Origin of the sequence: Gardnerella sp. DNF01151 (assembly GCF_049244235.1) — a bacterium.
In the GTDB taxonomy this organism is placed as follows: Bacteria; Actinomycetota; Actinomycetes; order Actinomycetales; family Bifidobacteriaceae; genus Bifidobacterium; species Bifidobacterium swidsinskii.
Map to the genome: position 1 here is coordinate 117,941 of NZ_CP058389.1, position 20,884 is coordinate 138,824.

17 protein-coding genes are annotated in these 20,884 nt (G+C 41.1%); 9 read left to right on the forward strand and 8 right to left on the reverse strand.

Features of this window, described 5'->3' with window-relative positions; all coding sequences use genetic code 11:
- Positions 1–146 precede the first annotated feature (146 nt).
- The 8 genes from ftsY (at position 147) to HXT37_RS00515 (ending at position 9,508) form a co-directional block, all read left to right on the forward strand.
- Complete coding sequence (ftsY, locus tag HXT37_RS00480) at positions 147–1,328, forward strand: signal recognition particle-docking protein FtsY (RefSeq protein WP_081378914.1); 1,182 nt, start codon at positions 147–149, stop codon at positions 1,326–1,328.
- Between the two features lie 162 nt (positions 1,329–1,490).
- A complete protein-coding gene (locus HXT37_RS00485) occupies positions 1,491–3,269 on the forward strand; it encodes an ammonium transporter (RefSeq protein WP_012913714.1) in 1,779 nt (592 codons plus the stop codon).
- 420 nt (positions 3,270–3,689) lie between these two features.
- On the forward strand, positions 3,690–5,051 hold the full coding sequence (locus HXT37_RS00490) for an MATE family efflux transporter (RefSeq protein ID WP_421779545.1): 1,362 nt from the start codon (positions 3,690–3,692) through the stop codon (positions 5,049–5,051).
- 65 nt (positions 5,052–5,116) lie between these two features.
- Positions 5,117–6,577: a replicative DNA helicase gene (dnaB, locus tag HXT37_RS00495; protein WP_032835455.1), complete on the forward strand. Its 1,461-nt coding sequence runs from the start codon at positions 5,117–5,119 to the stop codon at positions 6,575–6,577.
- A gap of 15 nt (positions 6,578–6,592) precedes the next feature.
- Positions 6,593–8,011: a MurT ligase domain-containing protein gene (locus HXT37_RS00500; protein WP_421779547.1), complete on the forward strand. Its 1,419-nt coding sequence runs from the start codon at positions 6,593–6,595 to the stop codon at positions 8,009–8,011.
- 5 nt (positions 8,012–8,016) lie between these two features.
- On the forward strand, positions 8,017–8,811 hold the full coding sequence (locus tag HXT37_RS00505; RefSeq protein ID WP_119522352.1) for a type 1 glutamine amidotransferase: 795 nt from the start codon (positions 8,017–8,019) through the stop codon (positions 8,809–8,811).
- A gap of 80 nt (positions 8,812–8,891) precedes the next feature.
- Positions 8,892–9,089 (forward strand): type II toxin-antitoxin system HicA family toxin, encoded by a 198-nt coding sequence (locus HXT37_RS00510; RefSeq protein WP_032841657.1) that lies wholly within the window; start codon positions 8,892–8,894, stop codon positions 9,087–9,089.
- Positions 9,089–9,508 carry a type II toxin-antitoxin system HicB family antitoxin gene (locus HXT37_RS00515; RefSeq protein ID WP_012913716.1) on the forward strand — a complete coding sequence of 140 codons (420 nt, stop codon included), beginning with the start codon at positions 9,089–9,091 and terminating at the stop codon, positions 9,506–9,508. The genes HXT37_RS00510 and HXT37_RS00515 overlap by 1 nt, the downstream gene beginning before the upstream one ends.
- Positions 9,509–9,653: 145 nt before the next feature.
- Here HXT37_RS00515 and upp read toward each other — a convergent pair whose 3' ends face one another.
- The 7 genes from upp to HXT37_RS00550 form a co-directional block, all read right to left on the reverse strand.
- Positions 9,654–10,292, reverse strand: coding sequence for a uracil phosphoribosyltransferase (upp, locus tag HXT37_RS00520; RefSeq protein WP_004136544.1), 639 nt, complete (start codon positions 10,290–10,292; stop codon positions 9,654–9,656).
- 318 nt (positions 10,293–10,610) lie between these two features.
- On the reverse strand, positions 10,611–11,264 hold the full coding sequence (locus HXT37_RS00525) for a thymidine phosphorylase (RefSeq protein WP_076003122.1): 654 nt from the start codon (positions 11,262–11,264) through the stop codon (positions 10,611–10,613).
- A gap of 46 nt (positions 11,265–11,310) precedes the next feature.
- Positions 11,311–12,489, reverse strand: coding sequence for an NUDIX hydrolase (locus HXT37_RS00530; protein ID WP_199172866.1), 1,179 nt, complete (start codon positions 12,487–12,489; stop codon positions 11,311–11,313).
- 430 nt (positions 12,490–12,919) lie between these two features.
- The gene (locus HXT37_RS00535; RefSeq protein WP_369827464.1) at positions 12,920–13,414 is read right to left on the reverse strand and encodes an RloB family protein; all 495 of its coding nucleotides are present in this window, start codon (positions 13,412–13,414) and stop codon (positions 12,920–12,922) included.
- The gene (locus HXT37_RS00540) at positions 13,354–13,641 is read right to left on the reverse strand and encodes an RloB family protein (protein ID WP_233186330.1); all 288 of its coding nucleotides are present in this window, start codon (positions 13,639–13,641) and stop codon (positions 13,354–13,356) included. Before HXT37_RS00540 ends, HXT37_RS00535 begins: the two co-directional genes overlap by 61 nt.
- Before the next feature lie 55 nt (positions 13,642–13,696).
- Complete coding sequence (locus HXT37_RS00545; RefSeq protein ID WP_103013759.1) at positions 13,697–15,022, reverse strand: AAA family ATPase; 1,326 nt, start codon at positions 15,020–15,022, stop codon at positions 13,697–13,699.
- A gap of 483 nt (positions 15,023–15,505) precedes the next feature.
- Positions 15,506–15,829, reverse strand: coding sequence for a helix-turn-helix domain-containing protein (locus HXT37_RS00550; RefSeq protein WP_103013760.1), 324 nt, complete (start codon positions 15,827–15,829; stop codon positions 15,506–15,508).
- 143 nt (positions 15,830–15,972) lie between these two features.
- Between HXT37_RS00550 and HXT37_RS00555 the strand changes: the two genes are divergently transcribed.
- The gene (locus tag HXT37_RS00555; protein WP_103013761.1) at positions 15,973–17,208 is read left to right on the forward strand and encodes an AIPR family protein; all 1,236 of its coding nucleotides are present in this window, start codon (positions 15,973–15,975) and stop codon (positions 17,206–17,208) included.
- 1,113 nt (positions 17,209–18,321) lie between these two features.
- Here HXT37_RS00555 and HXT37_RS00560 read toward each other — a convergent pair.
- Positions 18,322–20,559 (reverse strand): RNA degradosome polyphosphate kinase, encoded by a 2,238-nt coding sequence (locus HXT37_RS00560; protein ID WP_004110091.1) that lies wholly within the window; start codon positions 20,557–20,559, stop codon positions 18,322–18,324.
- Between the last annotated feature and the right edge of the window lie 325 nt (positions 20,560–20,884).

The window sequence follows — 20,884 nt, forward strand, 5'->3', positions numbered from 1 at the left end:
TAAATAGCTCGTACTATTTATTACTACTTTTACTAGTGTAATAGATGCAGGTGTACCTAAGCATATTGACGTTGAAGTGTAACAAAGATGAGAAAAAATAGTGAAATATATTGCTAGTGTCCCTTGACTTTCATAGTCTTGATGTCATGAATATGGTTATGGATATGAACATGCTAATTTGGTTTGCGGCTGCGGCTGTTGTTATTGTCATCTTATTAGTAACAGTTGCAGTGATTTTGCGCATTCACAGCAATAGTCATGGACCAGTAATTCCTGAAAGCGTTGATAGTGCAATCGATACAAGCAAAACTAAAGCGCGTGGAACAAAAAAATCTGAAAAACAGATAGAAAGTAACGTCGCGGTTGTACCTAATGAAGAAGTAAAGTCTGAATTATTGCCAGAAAGTACTTCTTCGCGTATTAAACATCTTCGTGAACGTTTGGCTCATAGTGCAAATCCACTTGGTCGTGCATTGTTTAATATCATAAGCAAGGACCATCTTTCGGAAGAAGATTGGGAAGATGTAGAAGATACTCTTCTTATGGCCGATGTTGGTTCTCGAGCTAGTGAAGAATTAGTAGAAGATCTACGCAAAGATGCACGCATTGCTGGTACCTCTAATTCAGAAGATGTGCATTCAGCATTGCGTACAAAACTATTGAAAATAGTAGATGAAGACGCTGATCGACGCTTAAATGTAGATAAATCAAATGCGCATCATCCTAGCGTTATTATGATGGTCGGCGTTAATGGCACCGGTAAAACCACTACTGCTGGTAAATTAGCGCGATTGTTTATTGCCAAAAAACGTTCAGTAATGTTTGCTGCAGCAGATACTTTTCGTGCGGCTGCAGCTGATCAACTTGAAACTTGGGCGTCTGCAGTAAGCGTGCCAGTTGTTCGTGCAAATAAAGATGGTGCTGATCCTGCTTCTGTTGCTTTTATTGCTGCGAATAAGGCAAAAGAAGAGCAAACTGATTTATTGATTGTAGATACTGCTGGTCGTTTGCAGAATAAAGCAAATTTAATGGAAGAGCTTGGCAAAATTCGTAGGGTTATAGAAAAAACTATGCCTGTTGATGAAGTATTGCTGGTATTGGATGCTACTACTGGTCAAAATGGCATGTCTCAAGCAAAAGTATTTGCTGAAGCTATTGGCATTACGGGCGTAGTCCTTACTAAGCTTGATGGTTCCGCTAAAGGTGGAATTGTTATAGCTGTACAGCATGAACTTGGTGTACCGGTTAAGCTAGTAGGTCTTGGCGAAGGACCAGATGATTTAGTGCCGTTTGATGCTCAAAGCTTCGTAGACGGTTTGCTCGCTTAATGCTGAGCATTGATGTAGTTGCATGAGTGGTAGTTTTTAATGTTCCACTAAAGTCTTTATGAGTTTTGGCTATAAGAGTTTCTCGGTACAATAGTTATATAAAGTAATACTTAAGCTGCAATGATGTTATTGTTGCGCTGTTTCAAATAATTGAGGTGAAAAATGACCACAATGGATCCGCAATGGGCATTGTTGGCTGGCGCGTTGGTGTTTATTATTACGCCGGGTATTGCCCTGTTCTATGGAGGCCGTGAACGCGCTACTTCCATGGTGAATATGATGATGCTTTCAGCTGGCGCTATTGCTGTAACCACACTGGTTTGGACGCTGTGGGGATGGTCGTTAGCTTTTGCTGGCAAAGATATGGCTGGTGGTGTTATAGGTGATCCATTGAGTGGTTTGCTATTCCGTGATTCGATGGTGGCAGATCATGGTGTGTTTACGTCTATGGACGCAAATTCCGGATTATCTGGCGGCATTCCTGCAGCTTTTCGTTTAGCATGTGCTGTTGTTGCAGTAGCGCTTATTACTGGAGCTCTAGCCGGTCGAGTGCGTTACGCTATTTGGCTTATTTTCGTAGCTGTGTGGATTACTTTAGTATTCGCTCCATTAGCACATATGGTGTGCGGTGGTGGATTGCTTTCGCCTAATGGTGCTATTTCACAGGCGTTAGGTATTTCAGTGCATGACTTCGCAGGTGGCTCTATATTGCATATTGCTGCGGCTGTTTCGGCTTTTGCAATTGTTATGATTATTGGCGGACATGCTCACTTCCCTCTTAAGCGTTTTGTTTTGCATATTAAGAATGTTGCGCATACGAGTGGCAATGCTAATTCTGGAGCTACTAATTCGCGTAATCCTAAAAGTCGTTTATCGCGCGCATTGTGGGCTGATGTTGAGCATGCTAAAAATGCCGCTAGTGAGACTGTTGTCTCTCCAGTTGCTACAGTGACTGAGGTTGCTGCTGAATCCACTGCAACGCAGTCAGCCGTTGAAAATGGTGTTGCTGCTCGCCATCCGCATAATGTTCCTTTCGTTATGCTTGGCGTTTTCTTGATTTGGTTCGGTTGGCTTGGGTTAATGATTGGTTCTTCTGCAGGCGTTCCTGGAGTTGCAGGTTATGCTTGGGTGAGTTCCACAATAACTGCTTCTGCTTCAATGCTTGCCTGGGGTGTGACTGAACGTTTACACTCTGGATGCTTTACTGCTTTGGGAGCTGCGTCTGGTGTTATGGCTGGATTGGCTGCAAGTGCTGCAGCCGCGGATGTTATTGCTCCATTGTGGGCTTTAGTTTTGGGTGTTCTTTCTGGTGTTATTACTTCTCTAGTGACTCACTCTCGTACTTTTGTGCGCTACGATGGTGCCTTGCATGTAGTTAGCGTGAATGGTGTTGCTGCGCTTATTGGTGTGCTTGCAGTAGGCTTATTTGCTGATGGTTCTGGATTACTTGCTGTTGGTGATTGGCATCAGTTAGTTGCACAACTGTGCTTAATTGGGATTACGGTGCTTTATGCAGGTGCTGTAACTGCAGTATTAGCTTTTGTTCTTGAAAAGCTTTTTGGATGGCGTATTTCGGAAGCTAAGGAACGTAAGGGCGTTGATTTGGTTGATCAAGGAGAGCGTGCTTACGATTTTTCTTCTATTGCACAAAGTCATGATGGCGCTGTAGTTGCTGTTGCAGATGATGATGCAAATAAAACTCAAATGGCTGTTCTTACTTCTGTTGATATTGATATGGGTGAAAACGAGGTTGAACAATCTGATTTTATGGTTAATCAATCTGAGGCAAATCCTGAGCAAGGCGATTCTGAGGTTGATTCTAAATCTGAAGTTGAGCAAAAAGAGTCTTCTTCTGAAGAAGAGTTTGAAACTGTAAAAAAAGATGAATCATCGCAAAAGAATAAAAAAACAGAAAAACGAAATAATAGTGCTAAAGAATAGACGCATGTGCGTAAGCGTTATGATTTAGCAGCAAGTTCGAATTATGTTGGTATAAACCGCATGTCTTATCTAAGATATGCGGTTTTGCTATTTTTGCTAATTTAAAATCAAGTTTTTTAATGAATAACTTATTTTTAGTGAATAAGTTATTCATATGACACGCACGAATTGCTTGATGTGGATAAAAAAGATAAGTTATCCACATTTTAGGCGTGTCTACGTGGATATCACACAAATTTATCCACATAGTGGGGATAACATTGTGGATATCCTGCGGATAACTTTTTAAAATAATATTTTTATTTGCGATTTACGCATATTTGTGTTACTTCACTCGCAATTGCTTTTGCATAAAATTTGTTAGCATATTGCAATTTTCTTTTATGCAAGCGTGACAAAGTAGCAGTAGAATGAAGCATTATGACAAATCAAAAGTTGGACAACCAGAACAAAAAAGACGTACTGCGCAATATTTGGCTACTAGCTGTACCGACTTTTGGACAGCTCATATCTGAGCCGGCATTTGTACTCATTGACACTGCTATTATTGGTCATATTGGCAAAAGTGCTCTAGCGGGTCTTTCTATTGGATCAACGGTACTTCTTACTACTACAGGTCTTTGCTTATTTTTGGCTTACAACACAACTTCACAGGTTGCGCGTCTTTTAGGCGCAGGTAAGCGTCAAGAAGGTTTTAGCATTGGAATGGATGGATTGTGGCTTGCATTATTGCTTGGCATAATTCTTACAGTCATACTTATTTTTGCCGCTGAACCGTTATGCTACGCAATAGGCGCGCGTGGCTCTACGTTGCAAAATGCTATTGTGTACACACAAATGGTTATGCCTGGATTGCCTGCGATGCTACTCGTATATGCAGCAAATGGCATATTTCGCGGTCTTTGCAACGTGCGCATAACATTATTTGCTGCTGTAAGTGGAGCTGTTCTAAATACTATTCTCGATATAATCGCAGTATTTGGTCTCAACATGGGAATTGCTGGTTCTGGTATTGCAACAATGATTGCGCAATGGTATATGGGACTTGTTCTCACTATTCCTGCAATTATTTGGGCTACTCAAAGTGGTGCGCGTCTCAAACCACATTTCCAGCATATTCTACATTCTGCTGGAACTGGTATGCCTTTGTTTGTTCGTACATTTGCATTGCGCGTGTGCATGGTAGCTACGGTTGTTACTGCGACCCATCTCGGCACCAATACTCTCGCTGCGTATCAGGTTGCTAATTCCTGTTGGAATTTTGTTATGAATATTTTGGATGCAATTGGTATTGCTGCGCAGACTATTGTTGCTGCAGCGCTAGGTGCAGGCTGTCGTAAGCGCGCAGGAATGATTACGCGTATTTGTGCTCAAGTGGGAGCTGTAAGCAGCGTAGGAGTCGGTTTATTCATGATTTTCGTGGGTTGGAGTTGCGCGCCACTATTTAGTCAGCATACAGATATTCAATTTTTAATTTCTGTAGGCATGACAATATTAGGATTGTTCTTGCCTCTTGCTGGATGGATGTGGGCACTAGATGGCGTATTAATTGGCGCAGGTGATCACCGTTACTTAGCAAAAGCTTGCTCAGTAATGGCTGCTGTGTATTTAACATTTTTGGCGCTCACAAGCGTTTTTGATGTCGTCGTCGATGCTAATGACGTGGTAAGAACTATTACTTTATGGGTTGTTTTAAATGCTGTTTATATTGGGGGGCGTGCAATAGGCAATAGTTTGCGCATAAGAAATGATACGTGGATGGATTCTGCGCTAAAAATGTAAATAAAGTTTTGTGTTAATGCATTTACGTTTTTTCATAATACGTGCGCGCGTTTATACTCGTTTTTATGGCAGATAATGATATGTGGCAATCTACTAAAGGCAATGTTATCCGCGCAGGGAGCAATCGTGGTGGCAATGGTGACGCCTCTGCATATGGTTCTGGCGTTGCAAATCGTGGTGCTGAAGTAGGTGCTACGTTGTTTGATCGTGTGCCTCCTCACGATGTTGATGCAGAAATGGCTGTGCTTGGCGGAATGCTTATGAGCAAAGATGCTATTGGCGAAGTGTCTCAATTGCTTGAAACATCAGATTTTTATTTACCGCAGCACCAAACAATTTATGATGCTATTCTTACGCTTTTTGCAGGATCCCAGCCTGTTGATGTTGTGCTTGTAGCTAACGAATTAATGAAAGATGGAAATCTCGATAAAGTTGGCGGAGCTGACTATTTGCACAGCCTAGTAGCTTCTGTGCCAACAGCCGCAAACGCAATGTACTACGCAGATATTGTGCACCAAAATGCTGTTCTTCGTAACGTTATTACTGCTGGCACAAAAATTGCGCAAATGGGCTATTCTGCTTCCGGAGCGCAAGCAGAAGATATTGTAAATCTTGCGCAATCAGAAGTGTATGAGATGAGTGCCGGCAAAGTGCGTCAAGATTACGTTGCTATTGGCCCAGTTTTGCAAAATACTCTTGATCAGCTCGATAAAATGCAAAATCATGAACTTGAGCAAGGTGTGCCGACTGGATTTAGAGATATTGACGAAGTTACTCAAGGTTTGCAGCCTGGTCAAATGATTGTTGTTGCTGGTCGTCCGGCTATGGGTAAGTCAACACTTGGCATTGATTTCGCTCGTTCAGCAGCACTGCACCACAATATGACGTCTATTGTGTTCTCTCTAGAAATGAGCAAAGTGGAATTGGCTCAGCGCATTATTGCTGCAGAAACTAATATTCCGCTTGCTGCTATGCGAAGAGCGGAAGATATTACTCCGGATCGTTGGAATACTCTTAATACTTTTTGGACAAAAATGCAAAACGCTCCGCTTTTTATTGATGACAGTCCAAATATGAGCTTGATGGAAATTCGCGCAAAATGCCGTCGTTTGAAGCAAACTAATGATCTGAAACTGGTAGTTATTGATTACCTTCAGCTGATGAGTTCCGGCAAGCGCGTGGAAAGCCGACAGCAGGAAGTTTCGGAATTCTCACGTGCGCTTAAGTTGCTTGCAAAAGAGCTTGAAGTGCCAGTTGTGGCATTGAGCCAGCTTAACCGAGGGCCGGAAATGCGAAACGACAAGAAACCACAGCTTTCAGATTTGCGCGAATCTGGTTCTATTGAGCAGGATGCTGACGTTGTGTTCCTAGTGCATCGCCCTGATTTTTACAATAAGGAAGATCGCCCAGGCGAAGCAGATATTATTATGGCAAAGCATCGTAACGGCCCTACTGACACGTTTAATCTTGCCTTCTTGGGTGCAACTTCCAAGTTCATGGATATGCCGCAAGACTACCAGCAGTAAGGGGTGTGATTTAGTATGTCAAGCCGCGACCATGAATCGCATAAAAAGTTGCGTCAAAATTTGCATAAGCATTGGTACAGTTTTGCAATGCCTGCTGTTGGTAAACTTGTTTGCGCTCTTTCTAGGGTGCTACATCATGGCGGAAGCGCATTGCCGGGGAAAGTTATTGAGAGCCTTGATTCCGGCTTTCTAGCGCGTACTCTTGCATCATTGCCATACGGAATAGTTCTTATTTCCGGAACTAATGGCAAAACTACCACAACGCGTATGGTAACTTCTATGCTGCGTGACGCAGGGCTTAATGTATTTACTAATCCAACCGGTTCAAACTTTACTAGAGGAGTAGTGGCAGCTCTTGCAAAAATAATGCCGGCTTTTGGCACAAAATTAAATGCGGATATTGCAGTTTTAGAGCTCGACGAAGCGTACGCAGTGCATTTTGTAAATCAAATCAAGCCTCGTTATTCTTTATTGCTAAATGTTATGCGAGATCAGCTCGATCGATTCGGCGAAATTGACACAACTGCAAAACTATTAAGCAATGTAGCTGCAGCAACTGAAGGAACGGTAGTGCTAAATCGCGAAGATTCACGTATTTGCGCGCTTGCAAAAGTTGTTCCTTCCGGGACTTGTGTGCGGTATTTTGGTTTGGATGACGCAGTAAAAAGCATGTTCCCAACGGATGATGATTTGCACAATACTGCTGAAAAAAGCGAAAATTGCAAAGATACTGCAGAAAGCAAGGCTAACAATCTTCCTAAAGCAGACGTTGTGCTTTCAAAAGTTGGAGACCATGAGGCCGAGTTTATACTTGATGGCAAGAGTAAAACCACATCTGTAAAACTCGACGGCGCTTACAACATTTTCAACGCTGCTGCAGCTGCAACAGTAGTTCGCGCTATATTAGCGGATGCTACAAAACAAAATTCTGCGCTGCAAAAATTCGACGACGACGCGCTTATGGAAGCGATTTCGCACGTAACTCCTGCTTTTGGTAGAGGAGAAGTAATTGAAGTTAATGGCGCTCCTGTTGAGCTTGTTTTAGTGAAGAATCCTATTGGTTTTAGACTTGCGATTGCTTCGGACCATCCACAAAATCACGATACCATGATTGCAATTTGTGACGAATACGCTGACGGTAGAGATATGAGCTGGCTGTGGGACGTTGATTTTGCAAGCTTTAGCGGCACTGGAGTTGCGTGTGTTTCGGGCACTCGCGCATGGGATATGGCTTTGCGGTTGCAATACGATAAGGTTGAGGCTCGCAATGTGAATACGGATTTGGAAGAAGATGCTAAAGCTTTTGTAAATGGCGATTTTAGTGGCAATACTAAAAATGCTAAGCGCATATATTGCACGTATACTGCTATGCTTCGCGTGCGCGCTGCTTTAGCACAACTTGCGGAAGTTAAAGACGTTGGAGTTGGGAAGTAATTGTCATGAATGGTTCCAGTGATATTAGTAAAGCAAATGCTACTTTTGAAGAAAATCGCGTGCTAGATATTGTGTCGTTGTACCCGAAAGACATGAATATTTACGGGGACTACGGGAATGTGCTTACAATTATGCGCCGAGCGGAATTGTATGGCTACGAGCCTGTGCTACACGAGTACAATGTTGGCGATTTATGGCCAGAACACGTGGATATGATTCTTGGTGGCGGTGGTCAAGATCATGGTCAAAGTAGAGTCACTGAAGATTTATTTGCGCGAGCAGACGCGATTCGTGGGCTTGCAAAAGATGGCGTTCCAATGCTTATGATTTGTGGTCTTTACCAGCTTTTTGGAGAGTATTTTGAAACCGTTGAAGGGCAAAAGCTTCAAGGAATTGGCGTACTCGGCGAGCATACGGTTGGTCAAGACGTGCGCATGATTGGAAATCTTGTGGAGCATAGTGCCGATTTTGGCGATATTGTGGGATACGAGAACCATTCTGGGCGCACAAGCTTGGAAGATGGCACGCAGCCGCTTGGCTCGGTTGATAGTGAAAATTGCGGTAACAATGGCAAAGATCACACGGAAGGAGCGCGCAAATACAATGTTATTGGAACGTATATGCACGGCTCAGTTTTGCCGAAAAATCCGCGTCTGGCTGACTTTTTAATTCGTACTGCTGCACAAAATCGTTACGGCGAATTTTCGCCAAGGCAAACTGATGCTCAACGCGCGGAGCTTGCGAAACTAGACGAATTAGCAGAGCGCGCTCGCGAAGTGGCCGTAACTCGTCCGCGGTAAATGAGCATAGGCGTATGTATGATTTAGTAAAAATTTGATCAATTATTTTATTCTATGCGCATAGTGTGTATAATCTTTTTATGAGATACAAAGAGATTGAAAAACGTCTTAAGAAAGACGGATGGATACTTTTTGCACAGCGTGGAAGTCATTGCCAATTCGTACATAAAACCAAAACGGGTAAAGTCACAGTGCCTAAACATCCAGGTGATATTAACCCATCGGTTGTTAAGTCAATCTGGCGCCAGGCAGGAATTAGTGAGACAAAGGTGAAATGATGAAATTAGCGTATCCTGTTATTCTTACTCCATACGAAGATAATAGTGGGGGTTTTGTTGCAGAAGTTCCTGATTTGCCAGGGTGTGTAACTGGCGGTAGTAATCTTGCAGATGCTTTGATTATGGCAGAAGACGCAGCAAGCGGATGGGTTCTTACAGAACTAGAAAGTGGCAAGACTGCGCCAAAAGCTAGCGATATTAATGATATTGTTGTAGAAAATCCTAATTCAAAGTTATCTATGGTTGCGCTTGATATGGATTCTTATGCTGCAAAATACGGTTCTCAGTCAGTTCGCAAAAATGTTACTCTTCCAGCTTGGCTTGACACTTGGGCGCAAAAAGCTGGCATCAGCTACAGTGGGACTTTACGCGATGCTTTAGAATCTTTATATGCTAAAGGAGCTGTGAATAAAGCTTAGTTATATTAGAGCTATATTATCTGATTTGTAATGCAATATTGCGCAATCAATTAACACAAAAGCCTGCTGAACTTGCAAAGTGTTGCAAATCAGCAGGCTATTTTGTAGTTTTTGATTCTAGTTTTCGCTTGATTTGGTGAGTGTATTAATCAATCAAACCATACAAGCGGTCGCCAGCGTCGCCAAGACCTGGAACGATATAAGCTTTGTCGTTCAAATGCTCGTCAACAGCGCAAACAACAACCTTAAAATCGATGGAAGGATCAAGTTCCTTCTCCAAGCGCTCTAAGCCTTCTGGGGCTGCCAAAATGTTAATAGCAGTAACATCCTTAGCGCCGCGCTCAGCCAAATAATGCGTAGCGGCAATAAGAGTGCCACCAGTGGCAAGCATTGGGTCAAGAAGGAAGCATTGACGACCGGTCAAATCTTCTGGCAAACGGTTGGCATAAGTGACAATGTCGAGCGTCTGCTCGTCGCGCTTCATGCCAAGGAATCCAACCTCAGCGGTTGGAAGAAGGCGAGTCATGCCATCGAGCATGCCAAGACCAGCGCGCAAAACCGGCACAACCATTGGGCGTGGGCGGTTCAAATGCTTGCCAGTCATCTTGCAAATAGGAGTTTCAATCTCGCGATCGCTAACTTCCAAATTACGGGTTGCTTCGTATGCTTCGAGGGTTACCAATTCGGAAACCAACTCGCGGAAAATATTAGAAGGTGTATTCTTATCACGCAAAACGGTGAGCTTGTGGTCCACCAGCGGATGATGTAAAACATGAAGATCCATACCTTCTAGGGTAATGCAAGCATGGCATGTTAAGCTATCGGCGTGCCGTTATTTTTGCGCAAAATATAAACAAATGTGAGTAAAAATATATATTTTATCTAAAATTAGCTAGCAAAATCTAAAAACTAAAACTAAAACTAAAACTTAAAATTCAAGATTCAGAACAGAAACGATACTGACTTGCGAAAGCGCCTGTCGGCGCAAACGCCGCTCGCAGCGGCAAAAAATGGAGCCCGGGGCTTAAACACAAGCCAGCATCATTTTGAGTATACCTTGTTTTCTATTTTCACGCGCCGCACAATTTTAATCGCAAATAATTTATTCCAACTTTTCTGCGCGCCATAATTTCGCTCCATGAGCAAAAGATAACGAAAGTGCGTGCATATTTGCTGAGATATGCAAAACTTTTGCAATTTTCTGCGTGTGCATTGTATTTGCTTGTTTGTCTAACTTTTTTGCGTAAACTTGCATTCCGCGCGCAATAATCGAAGTAAAAGCTGAAGATCGGTAAAGCGCTACAGCAAAATCGCCTGTAAAAGCACCAGAAAGAATAGAATCTGCAAGTCGCGCAATATCTTCTCCTGTAGGAGCTTCGTCAATTCCTGTAATAGCGGATGCGCTTGTTGTTTCAGGTTCGCCAAGACTCCAGTACTCAGCGTAAGCTTCGCGCTGTTTTCGTAGCGACATTCGCAATAAATAAAGTCGCCACAACATTCCAGGAATAGACTCTGCTTCCGCATGGCTCCACAAATCTGCAATAACTTCAATGCCCTCATTTTCAACCAAATTCAGCACGCGCTCAACAATTTCCGGCGACTGCGTTTTATGAACGCGGTTAAGCAGAACGGCGGCGGAGGTGTGGCTAATTTCGTTTACAACCTGCGGATCCGTGCCGCCTTCAATCTGCGTGAGCATTGCAGGATCCATTTGTGCAGGTCGGCTTGGGCGGGCAGAGCCTGTAGGACTTGGCATAAAAGCAGATCTGCTTGAATGAATAGAACTCGATTGCGAATTTAAACTAGTAGACACTTGGAAGAACCTTTTCAATATCAATAATGCGAGCGCCTTTAGGAGTACTAATTATGTGCAAAACTATTGCGCTTCCTGTAGGCATATATGGAGATTTTTGACTGAGTATGCGCTTGTGTGCTCGAGGCTTTGTTATTTCGCGCAAATAATCAAAGAAAGTGCCAATAACCGGTCGGTGCAAGCATATGACGGTTGCGTTGTTAGTTGTGCTTGCATTGCTAGTTTCGCTTGTATTTTGTGTGTGGCACTCAAGATTTTGTATTTCGTTTATAAGCACAGACAATGTAGATTTTGGTTGTTTCTCGTGATGGTCTTCAGTAAGTTCCGCAACCTGTTCTATTTGAAGTGAAGAGTCGTGTGCAAAAGCCGCAACCGTTTCAACGCAACGCTTCCAAGGTGACGATATGATTTTATTCGGCGCGTAGCAGGCAAGCTCGCGTCCTAGAGCGTATGATGCGGCTGCTCCAAGAGGTGTGATTGGTCGAGTCGCTTCGCTTCCTTGCCAAGTTTTTCGAGACTCAGCTTTTCCGTGACGCACCAAAAGCAGCGTGCTATATTCTGCTTGACCTGCGTGGAGCTTTTCTAAGAAAGCATCCAGCACTTCGCGGTCGCTATCGTGCGTAAGTTTTTTGCGCGCTTGAGAAGGAGTGAGCCATAAAACATTGCTAATTTCAGTAGGCTTGGCTGGCTTAATTGGTCCGAAAGCAGGGAGACGCTTTGCTGCAGTTGGCTTGTCGATTAAGCGCATCATCCAGTAATGGATTCGCTTTATTACTTCCGGCTGGGAATTGCGATTTTGGCTGCTATTTGATGAGCTGTTCTTGGAAGATTTTTTGCCTTCGCGCTCAAGCGGATACTCTATTTTGGCAATGTGTGGACCTAGCGTGACTGAATATCCTGTTTCTTCTCCAACTTCGCGCACGGCTGTGTGGCGATGTGATTCGTTTGGCTCGTTTTTGCCCTTTGGCCAGCTCCAATCGTCATATTTAGGACGGTAGACTAGGCAAAGTTCAAAATCGTCGTCGCTGGGCTTTATTGCATCGCTAGGCTTTATTGCATTGCTTCCTGTTTTTGCATCTTCGCCTGCGTTTGAGTTGTTTGTAATATTGCGCTTGCGATAGATTATTCCGCCAGCTGCTTCAACGTATTGCGTCGTTACTGCACTCATATTCACTATTTTAGCGTTTTTCTTTCGCAAATTTTAGTTATGCTTGGTTATTTATTGCAATTCGATTATTTGTCCATTTGGTTAGAGTCAATTTAGTTGCTGATTTTTGTATATTTGCGCTGCTTACGTTTTATCATGGCCATGACTGTGATAAAAGTGTTGTGACTGTCATTTTCTCGTCCATAACAGTGATTTTCGTATATATGACTGTCATTTTTTCGATTTTGAACATGATTTACTATATTTTGACAGTGATCTTACATATTTTGACCGAGATGTGTCGACTTATGACTGTCATTTTAACTTCCGTGACTGTGATAATTTACTCCATAGACGTGATGACTCATCAATATTGCGCCATCATCTCACCCACATCTAGATTATTGCTGTTAATAACAGTAATGAAGACATATGTAGTTACATCATTAATTCACAATTTTTCTGACAAATCTACTCCTGATACACGCTTGCATTCATTTAATATTGTTTCTACTATTTCTGGAACATCTGTCCAAGGAGCGTAGTTTGACTTTTGAGTTACTGAAGGGTGATTTTTGCGAGTTTCTCTCTGTTCGGTTTGCATATGCTGCTTTGCGTTTTTAAAAGCATTCTTATAGTTTCCAGTTAATTTTTCTAATTGGATATGCTTATTTTTATTCCCAGTAGTGTTGTGCAGTAGTCCAAGTTCTTTTGCTTCTTTTTGGCAATCTCGCGTTTCTGTGCAAGAAAGAGGGCAGCTTTTTATATGGTCAATAAGCCATACTTCGAAGCAAGGGTTGGAAATTACTAATTTTATCTTCCCACAAGTTGAATCCGACTTAGATTGAGCTTGTTGAATTTTTTCTCCAAATTCATCAACGTCTGTTACAACCCATACCAGTGTAAACGGATCGTAGTTTTCTTTTTTGCTTCTTTGCAGTCTAATTTCTCAAGTTTAATTGCATAATTCATTAAAGTGAGTGGGTCTACGCCCTCTTTTTCTATGTTAATTGATTTATGAATATCCCATGATGCAGCACAATATTTACTTACTTCTGATTTTATATAGCTAAAATACTCAAACTCTGTAACTACACCGCCACAAACAATGAGGAATCTTTTATTTCGTTTCGACTGTTTCTTCGAACGGCCGTGTGATGGAACATGAACCATAGCCCGCTCCTCATGAATACTAGTGTTTTATATCGTTTTGAATACTGGTAGTGTTTTAGCTTCTGTTAGTATTTGTAAGTATTTCCGCAAAAACATCATATAGAGACGGTTGTGGTGCTGAAGCGTATATGTTGTGTTGATAGTTTTTACCAAAGTTTACATTGCGGTTTTCCCATTCCGTAAGTGGATGTAGTGAAGATTCGCCTAATGTGTTTTTCTCTATAAACCAAATTTGATCTCTGTCGAGAATAGTTTTGTCGGTTCCAGAATTACTAATAAGACTTAAATCGTGAGTAGTAAAAATTAATTGCGATTGGTTAGGATTCGTTTCTGGATTACTGTAAAGCTTGAGTATTTCAGACACGAATTGCATGCTTAGACTTGTGTCGATTTCATCGATTAGAAGTATGGAATGTTTTGATAATGCATCTATAACGAAAGCAAATAGCAATAATGCTGTTTTAGTTCCTAAAGATTCAAAATCCTCAGGAAGCTGGCAATCTTTTTGACCAGAATGTGTAAACATTAAACGTGAAACACTAAATTTTTGCAATTTTTCAGTGTTTTCAGAAGTGTTATCTGTAAGTTTATTGTTATCTCCGTCAAGTTCATTAAGAAGATTTGCGAGTCTCGCTAGTTTTTCTGATTGTTTAGCATCTAGCTGTTCGGATTGGACTGTTACACCTTTTAATCCTAAATCTGCATATTTTAGCAACTTGCTAATGTTGGATGCAAAATCTGGATTTTCTTGTAAAACTGTTATCAAATTATTGGAATACTTATCAAAGTCAACTGTTCTGCATTGCTGTGTAGAAGTTATTTCTTCGTATGCAGCTTGCAATGCTTGTACACCTGATGCTGCAGCTGCAGATAGAAATAATGCGTTGTCTCTTGTAATTTTTTCTACAGTTTTTCCTATGGTTTTTAGATTTGAGCCAAATCGCATTGGCTTGCCATGCTCTCGTTCAAACAGCACAGTTTTTCTGTTTGTTGTAGAGCGGAAAAGCCATAGTACCTCTTCAATAATGTAGTTATTATTGAAGGTGAACCAATATTTATACCTGTTTTTATCTCTTGCAATAAATTCTATAAAGAACGTTGAAGGTTTATTTTCAGACTCTTTATTCAAAAGAAAAGGAAGTGCATTTATTTTTGAATTTGAGTTGCCGCTTTTGAAGCTTCCTTCCACAAAATTTTTTAAGAATGCTATACATTTTAGCAGATTTGTTTTCCCTGAGGCATTTCCTCCGTAAATGGCTGCAAGAGTTGATACATCTGGATGGGGCCACGAACTGTTTTTTGCATGTACGGTTCTTTGCATGCTGAATTGTTGCGATTGACGAAAACTTAGCGCGTTTTCTACGCTAAAATTAAGCAACATAGTTGCCTCCAGTGTCCAGTTTGCTGTTTGTTTACAAGTAGCATCAAAATTTTTCTGATTATTATCTACTATCTACAGCGATATTCCTTAATATAATAATATCCTAAAATATCATATTTACAATCTACAAACAGTTTTTTGCATGAAATCTACATAAAAGCAGTTGAAAATTTAAAGAATAGGATTGTTGTTCGTATGTGTGTGGTAGGTAACTTATACTAAAACGTAAGCGACGTTAAATTCTCAAACTTCCCAAAACTGGCAAATAATGCTAGGTAGGTTGTACATTGTCAAAATAGTTGCTGAGAATATTAGTTAGATATTGCAGGAGCTGGTGCCCGAGATAATCAGGTGATTATGGCTCCAACTTCCATATTCTCCGAAAAGATAGGCAATAAAGTTATTGGTCATTGCATAAATATCACTGCGTATTATATTAAGCTAAATAATAATTTCTTATTTTAATCTTGATTGGACAACTTATTATTTTTTTGATTTGCCTGGATCTATAATTGCTTCAGCTACTTCTTTAAATAAATCCCGTGCGTCAACTTGAAGAGCTGTTGCCAATTTAAATAATGTTAAAATCGATGGAAGATTTTTTCCATTTTCGATGTTTGCCAGGCTTTTTACACTTATCCAATCAGGATCTAAACCTACATGATCCGCATAGACAAATTTTTCTCTAGTTTTAGCTATATCGGTAAGTTCAAGCCTATGCTGTTTGATTATTGCGCCTATTCGCTTTATTGCATTTGATTCTTCTATGCTTTTTATGTTTTGTTTTTTTGTTTTTCTTATTGTCATAAAGATATTTTACATCAAAAAAGAACCTTGGTTCCTTTTTAATAAAATTTTGTATGATAATCTTATAAATATCTTCACCAAAAGGTGCTAGATGTATGGTTACAAACTGTAATTGTGCTTTAAGCTACTCAAAGGAGTGCAAAATGATAAAAGAATTTAAATTTGAAGCTGTGCGAACGCTTACGTCACCTGTAGATAAAGAGAAAGATGACGATGGCAACAAAGTTAAATACTATATTGTATGGGTTAATTTGCGCGATTTGCCAGAAGGAATGCCTACGGATGTAAATCCTCGTGAAGTAAATATGAAAACAGCTACAGCTAAAAAGCTCAAGGCTGCGGTTTCTAATTCGGATCCGTATTTTGACATGCATAACAGGGGAATGGTAATTCTTGCCAACCGTGTCAAAACTGATCCATCTAAATCAACAATTGAAATTGATTTTGGTGATAATTCTTCTCTTTATGGTGTTTTGGATGGTGGGCATACTTATAAAGCCATTATTGAAAATCGAAAAGAAATCCCTGAAGGAATGGATAAGTTTGTTAAAATCGAAATCTTTGTAGGTAAAAATATTGATGTAGCAAAATTATCTGATGCGCGTAACACATCTGTTCAAGTTAGCGATATTGCATTATTTAATCTTGAAAATAGGTTTGGATTTATTAAAGAAGCCTTGGAATCTAAAGGTGAAACCTATCGTAACGAAATTGCATATAAAGACAATGAGGATAAGCGTATACCAATTTCTGATTTACTTAGATTAATGTATGCATTTAATATTGATTTGTTCAAAGACGATACGAATGCTCCTATTGCTTCATATTCTGGGAAGGCTATAGTTTTTAAGAATTATAGTGAAGAATATAATAAATATGAGTCGTCAAATCCTGATGATGTAAATGATTCTAAAGAAAAAAATATTTATTATCTTCTTGCTCAAGAATTGCCAGTTTTAGTTAGGTTGTTTGAGCTTATTCAAAAAGATATGGGCCAAAAGTATAAAGGGTATAAAATTGACAACAATCAAAAGAGTGCGTTTGGCAAAATTCGTGGTGTAAAAACTACGGATAAAGCAAAAACGTCTTATCATTGCGAAGACATTAAATATGATATTCCATCTGGGTATATTATGCCTATTTTTGGAGCTTTTCGAGCGTTGTTGAAGAGGACCAAGGACGGCTCTCTCAAATGGGCTTATGCGCCGGAAGTGATATGGGAAAGGGTTGGTAAAACTTTAGTTCAAAATACTCTTGATACAGACACAAACCCAAATAATATTGGCAAACTTAAGATTGTTTGGCAATCAAATTATCGTATCGTTGAAAATGAAAAGAACAAGATGTTGATTGCGGAATTAGAATCCAATAATCATTAAATTTAGTAAATTAATAATTATCATTAGATTACGTACGACTACAAATGCCTGAGAAAAATACGGCATTTGTAGTCGTTTCTGTGTTGTGCAGAAACGTTTGCAGGTGATTTTTCTGGTGTTTGTGTGTTGTAGTCCAAAAAGCGTATAAGAAATCATGCTTTGCATATTGCAATACACGTGTGTCGCATTAATCGAATCTATTTTCTGTACATTAGCCAACTCGGACAAAAGTGTGTAAAAAATAAGCCCATAACCCTTATGGGAGTAGTGCTCATAGTATATCGAATGTAGGTTATTTCCTTAGGAGCTGTGGCGTTCGTATCAAAATATTTAATAGCGATTCATGTTGAGTGTTACTAGCTCAGTTAGTTAGATGAGTTTTTGATTGTGTTGAGGCTATGAGTATTACTACCTCGGTTGGTTGACTTAGTTTTAGGGTAAGCGGTAAAAAGTGTGTCTAAAAATCCGAGTTATCGTTGAAATACCAAGGAAAATTCTCTGTAACTAAGCTAAAAAACTTAACATTTAGTATTCCTTGACATTTTCGTAGACACGTGATCGCGCATATCAGGCATCTGCAACCGACTTAAATGTACTGTATTTCCCGAACTAACGTCATCTGTGTGTATATATATATTCTTATGCGCTAAGGATTACTAAATTTTATAACATAGTTAACTAGTGGATTGGGGTATATGTTTTATTATTACTTCAAACATCAAAAAAGTATATAACGCACTCACTTACTGCAAGAAAGCTATATTTCTCTCAAGACGCTCTAACTAACAGATACATTTTGCTGCTTATCGGTATTTGGAGCATGACCCTAGATATTGCAGGAGCTGATGCCCGAGATAATCAGGTGATTACAGCCTCAGCTTCCAATCCTTAAGAAGATAGGAATAGAACTGCTATATAGTATGTAAACAATATTATAAACGCTCAATTTTCACATAAATTATCCTAAAACTGGCAAATGGTGCTGTAGAAATTTCGGCTATTGCCGGGAATACTTGAGATTTAGCCAGATTATAAAGGGTTAATAAACACAACAAGAGCCAGAAACATGTTACTGAATCTGGCTCTTGCTTATTGTTTATTAGTTATTTGCGATTAGTTCGCACCGCGAGGCTTACGCGTGTGAGTATGAATCAAGTAAGCCTGGCTGTCAACGAGCGGACGACCTTCCTTATCACGAGAATGCAAGGTATACGTGCCGTCGCCATCCATCCACCACGAAACAGTTGAATCAGCCATTTGCAAATCAATATACTGAATTAATGCTTCAACTTGATCAGGCGCAGTAATGCGAACTAGGGTTTCAACTCGACGATCAAGATTGCGGTGCATCAAATCTGCAGAGCCAATCCACACTTCTGGACCACTTGCAGGACCGTCACCAATCTGCGGGCCACAAGAATTAGCGAACGCGTAAATACGGCTGTGCTCAAGGAATCGACCAAGAATAGAACGAACGCGAATATTCTCACTCAATCCCTCAATGCCAGGCTTCAGTGAGCAAATTCCACGCTCAACAATATCAATCTTCACGCCAGCTTGAGAAGCACGGTATAAAGCGTCAATAGTTTGCTCATCAACTACGGAATTGACCTTAATCTTAATCCACGCTTCCTTGCCAGCAAGAGCTGCGGCTTCCTCGCGGCGAATACGCTGAATAATGCCAGTGCGAACGGTTCGTGGAGCTACAAGTAAGCGATGGAAGCTTGACTTTGGAGCATAACCGGAAAGCTGGTTAAACAAGCGAGTCAAATCCTGTCCGACTACAGGATCGCAAGTAAGCAACCCCAAATCAGTGTAAAGGCGAGCAGTCTTAGGATTGTAATTACCTGTGCCAACGTGGCAGTAGCGACGCAACCCTTCTGCTTCTTGGCGTACCACGAGTGAAAGCTTGCAGTGAGTCTTCAAACCAACAATGCCGTACACAACGTGAACGCCTGCGCGCTCAAGCTTACGAGCCCAAGCAATATTTGCGTCCTCGTCAAATCGTGCCTTAATCTCAACCAGCGCAAGTACCTGTTTGCCAGCGTGAGCTGCGTCAACAAGAGCGTCAATAATTGGCGAATTGCTAGACGTTCGATACAAAGTTTGCTTAATTGCAAGCACTTTTGGATCTGCAGCAGCCTGCGCGAGGAATGCCTGTACAGAAGTAGAGAACGAATCGTAAGGATGATGCAACAAAATGTCATGCTCGCGAATAGAAGCGAAAATATCTTGAGCGTGGCTAGTTTCAACTTCCGCAATCTGACGGTTCGTAGTAGGAATAAACGGACGATACTTCAAATCTGGGCGGTCAAGCGCCTGCAATTCAAACAATACCGTCATATCAAGCGGCGAAGGCAAGCGATAGACTTCCTCAGGGCTTACGCGAAGTTGATTTGCAAGAAGCTGAGAAAGGAATGGGCTGGCCTCGTTAGAAATTTCCAAACGAATTGGCGGCCCAAAGCGGCGGCGAAGAAGTTCCTTCTCCATAGCGTTAAGCAAGTTTTCTGCATCGTCTTCCTCAACGTCAATATCTTCGTTACGCGTAACGCGGAAAGAGCGAGCTTCCTTAATAATCATTCCTGGGAAAAGTGATTCCAAGTGTGCTGCAATCAGCTTTTCCATAGTGATGAAGCCGTAGCGCTCTTCGCGACCTTCTTCGTCTGTTAAATCGTCAACTGGTACAAGGCGATTCAAATTATCTGGAATTTTTACGCGCGCAAAATGCGACTTTCCAGAATTTGGATTTTCGACGATAACAGCCAAGTTAATAGACTTGCCGGAAATGTATGGGAATGGGTGAGCAGGATCCACTGCAAGAGGCGTAAGAACAGGGAATACTTGCTTTTTGTAGTAATCAGACAAACGTGCTTTTTCTGATTCTGTAAGCTTATCCCAGCTGAGCAACACAATGCGCTGTTTGGCAAGCTCAGGAAGAATGTGCTCAATAACATAGTGAGCGTGCTCATCTTGACGGCGGTGAGTTACTTCACTAATAGCGCGCAATTGCTGACGAGGGCTTAAGCCGGATGCTGCAGTTACTGCTATTCCAGAATCTATTCTGCGCTTTAATCCTGCAACTCGAACCATAAAGAATTCGTCGAGATTTGACGCAAAGATAGCAGCAAAATTAGCGCGTTCAAGAAGTGGCAAATCTGTATTCTGAGCCAACTCGAGCACGCGACGATTGAACTTCAACCAGCTTAATTCTCGGTCGAAGAAACGATCTTTTGGCAACGGTAGCTCACCCTCACGAGCTTCACGCTTTTCTGCCTTTTCATCTTCGGCGATGTGTTCGGCAATTTGACCGCGCAGTATCGCCTTTGAGGGAGCGTCAAAAATTTGTACCATATTCTGTAATTGTATGCGTTGCAAGGGAAGTGCGCGACTGAGTGTCGATTTTATTGCTTGCTTTGCGCTCTAAAAATATCTTGCGACACGCCGGAGTGTGTCTCATGCGAACGTAATTTAACATGATAACCTTTGCATGTTCACAAAATGCCGCAAGAGTTGCGATTTTTCGTGTGCAATTGAACAGTAGTGACAATATGTTAACAAAGGCTAATTTGCTCTTTACTATTAGGCAAAAAACGATGATAATAATAATTACAAAAACAAAAAAGAGATAGCGGTAACCCACAAAAGTGTATGGATATGAAATCCGTGGACGTTGGAC

Excerpts from the sequence above, each read along its gene's own strand:
- HXT37_RS00510 (WP_032841657.1), top strand. The coding sequence starts at position 8,892 with ATGAGATACAAAGAGATTGAAAAACGTCTTAAGAAAGACGGATGGATA.
- HXT37_RS00550 (WP_103013760.1), bottom strand. The coding sequence starts at position 15,829 with ATGACAATAAGAAAAACAAAAAAACAAAACATAAAAAGCATAGAAGAA.
- HXT37_RS00515 (WP_012913716.1), top strand. The coding sequence starts at position 9,089 with ATGAAATTAGCGTATCCTGTTATTCTTACTCCATACGAAGATAATAGT.
- HXT37_RS00525 (WP_076003122.1), bottom strand. The coding sequence starts at position 11,264 with ATGCCAAGTCCTACAGGCTCTGCCCGCCCAAGCCGACCTGCACAAATG.
- HXT37_RS00545 (WP_103013759.1), bottom strand. The coding sequence starts at position 15,022 with ATGTTGCTTAATTTTAGCGTAGAAAACGCGCTAAGTTTTCGTCAATCG.
- HXT37_RS00555 (WP_103013761.1), top strand. The coding sequence starts at position 15,973 with ATGATAAAAGAATTTAAATTTGAAGCTGTGCGAACGCTTACGTCACCT.
- HXT37_RS00485 (WP_012913714.1), top strand. The coding sequence starts at position 1,491 with ATGACCACAATGGATCCGCAATGGGCATTGTTGGCTGGCGCGTTGGTG.
- HXT37_RS00540 (WP_233186330.1), bottom strand. The coding sequence starts at position 13,641 with ATGGTTCATGTTCCATCACACGGCCGTTCGAAGAAACAGTCGAAACGA.
- HXT37_RS00500 (WP_421779547.1), top strand. The coding sequence starts at position 6,593 with ATGTCAAGCCGCGACCATGAATCGCATAAAAAGTTGCGTCAAAATTTG.
- dnaB (WP_032835455.1), top strand. The coding sequence starts at position 5,117 with ATGGCAGATAATGATATGTGGCAATCTACTAAAGGCAATGTTATCCGC.
- HXT37_RS00505 (WP_119522352.1), top strand. The coding sequence starts at position 8,017 with ATGAATGGTTCCAGTGATATTAGTAAAGCAAATGCTACTTTTGAAGAA.
- HXT37_RS00560 (WP_004110091.1), bottom strand. The coding sequence starts at position 20,559 with ATGGTACAAATTTTTGACGCTCCCTCAAAGGCGATACTGCGCGGTCAA.
- HXT37_RS00530 (WP_199172866.1), bottom strand. The coding sequence starts at position 12,489 with ATGAGTGCAGTAACGACGCAATACGTTGAAGCAGCTGGCGGAATAATC.
- upp (WP_004136544.1), bottom strand. The coding sequence starts at position 10,292 with ATGGATCTTCATGTTTTACATCATCCGCTGGTGGACCACAAGCTCACC.
- HXT37_RS00490 (WP_421779545.1), top strand. The coding sequence starts at position 3,690 with ATGACAAATCAAAAGTTGGACAACCAGAACAAAAAAGACGTACTGCGC.
- ftsY (WP_081378914.1), top strand. The coding sequence starts at position 147 with ATGAATATGGTTATGGATATGAACATGCTAATTTGGTTTGCGGCTGCG.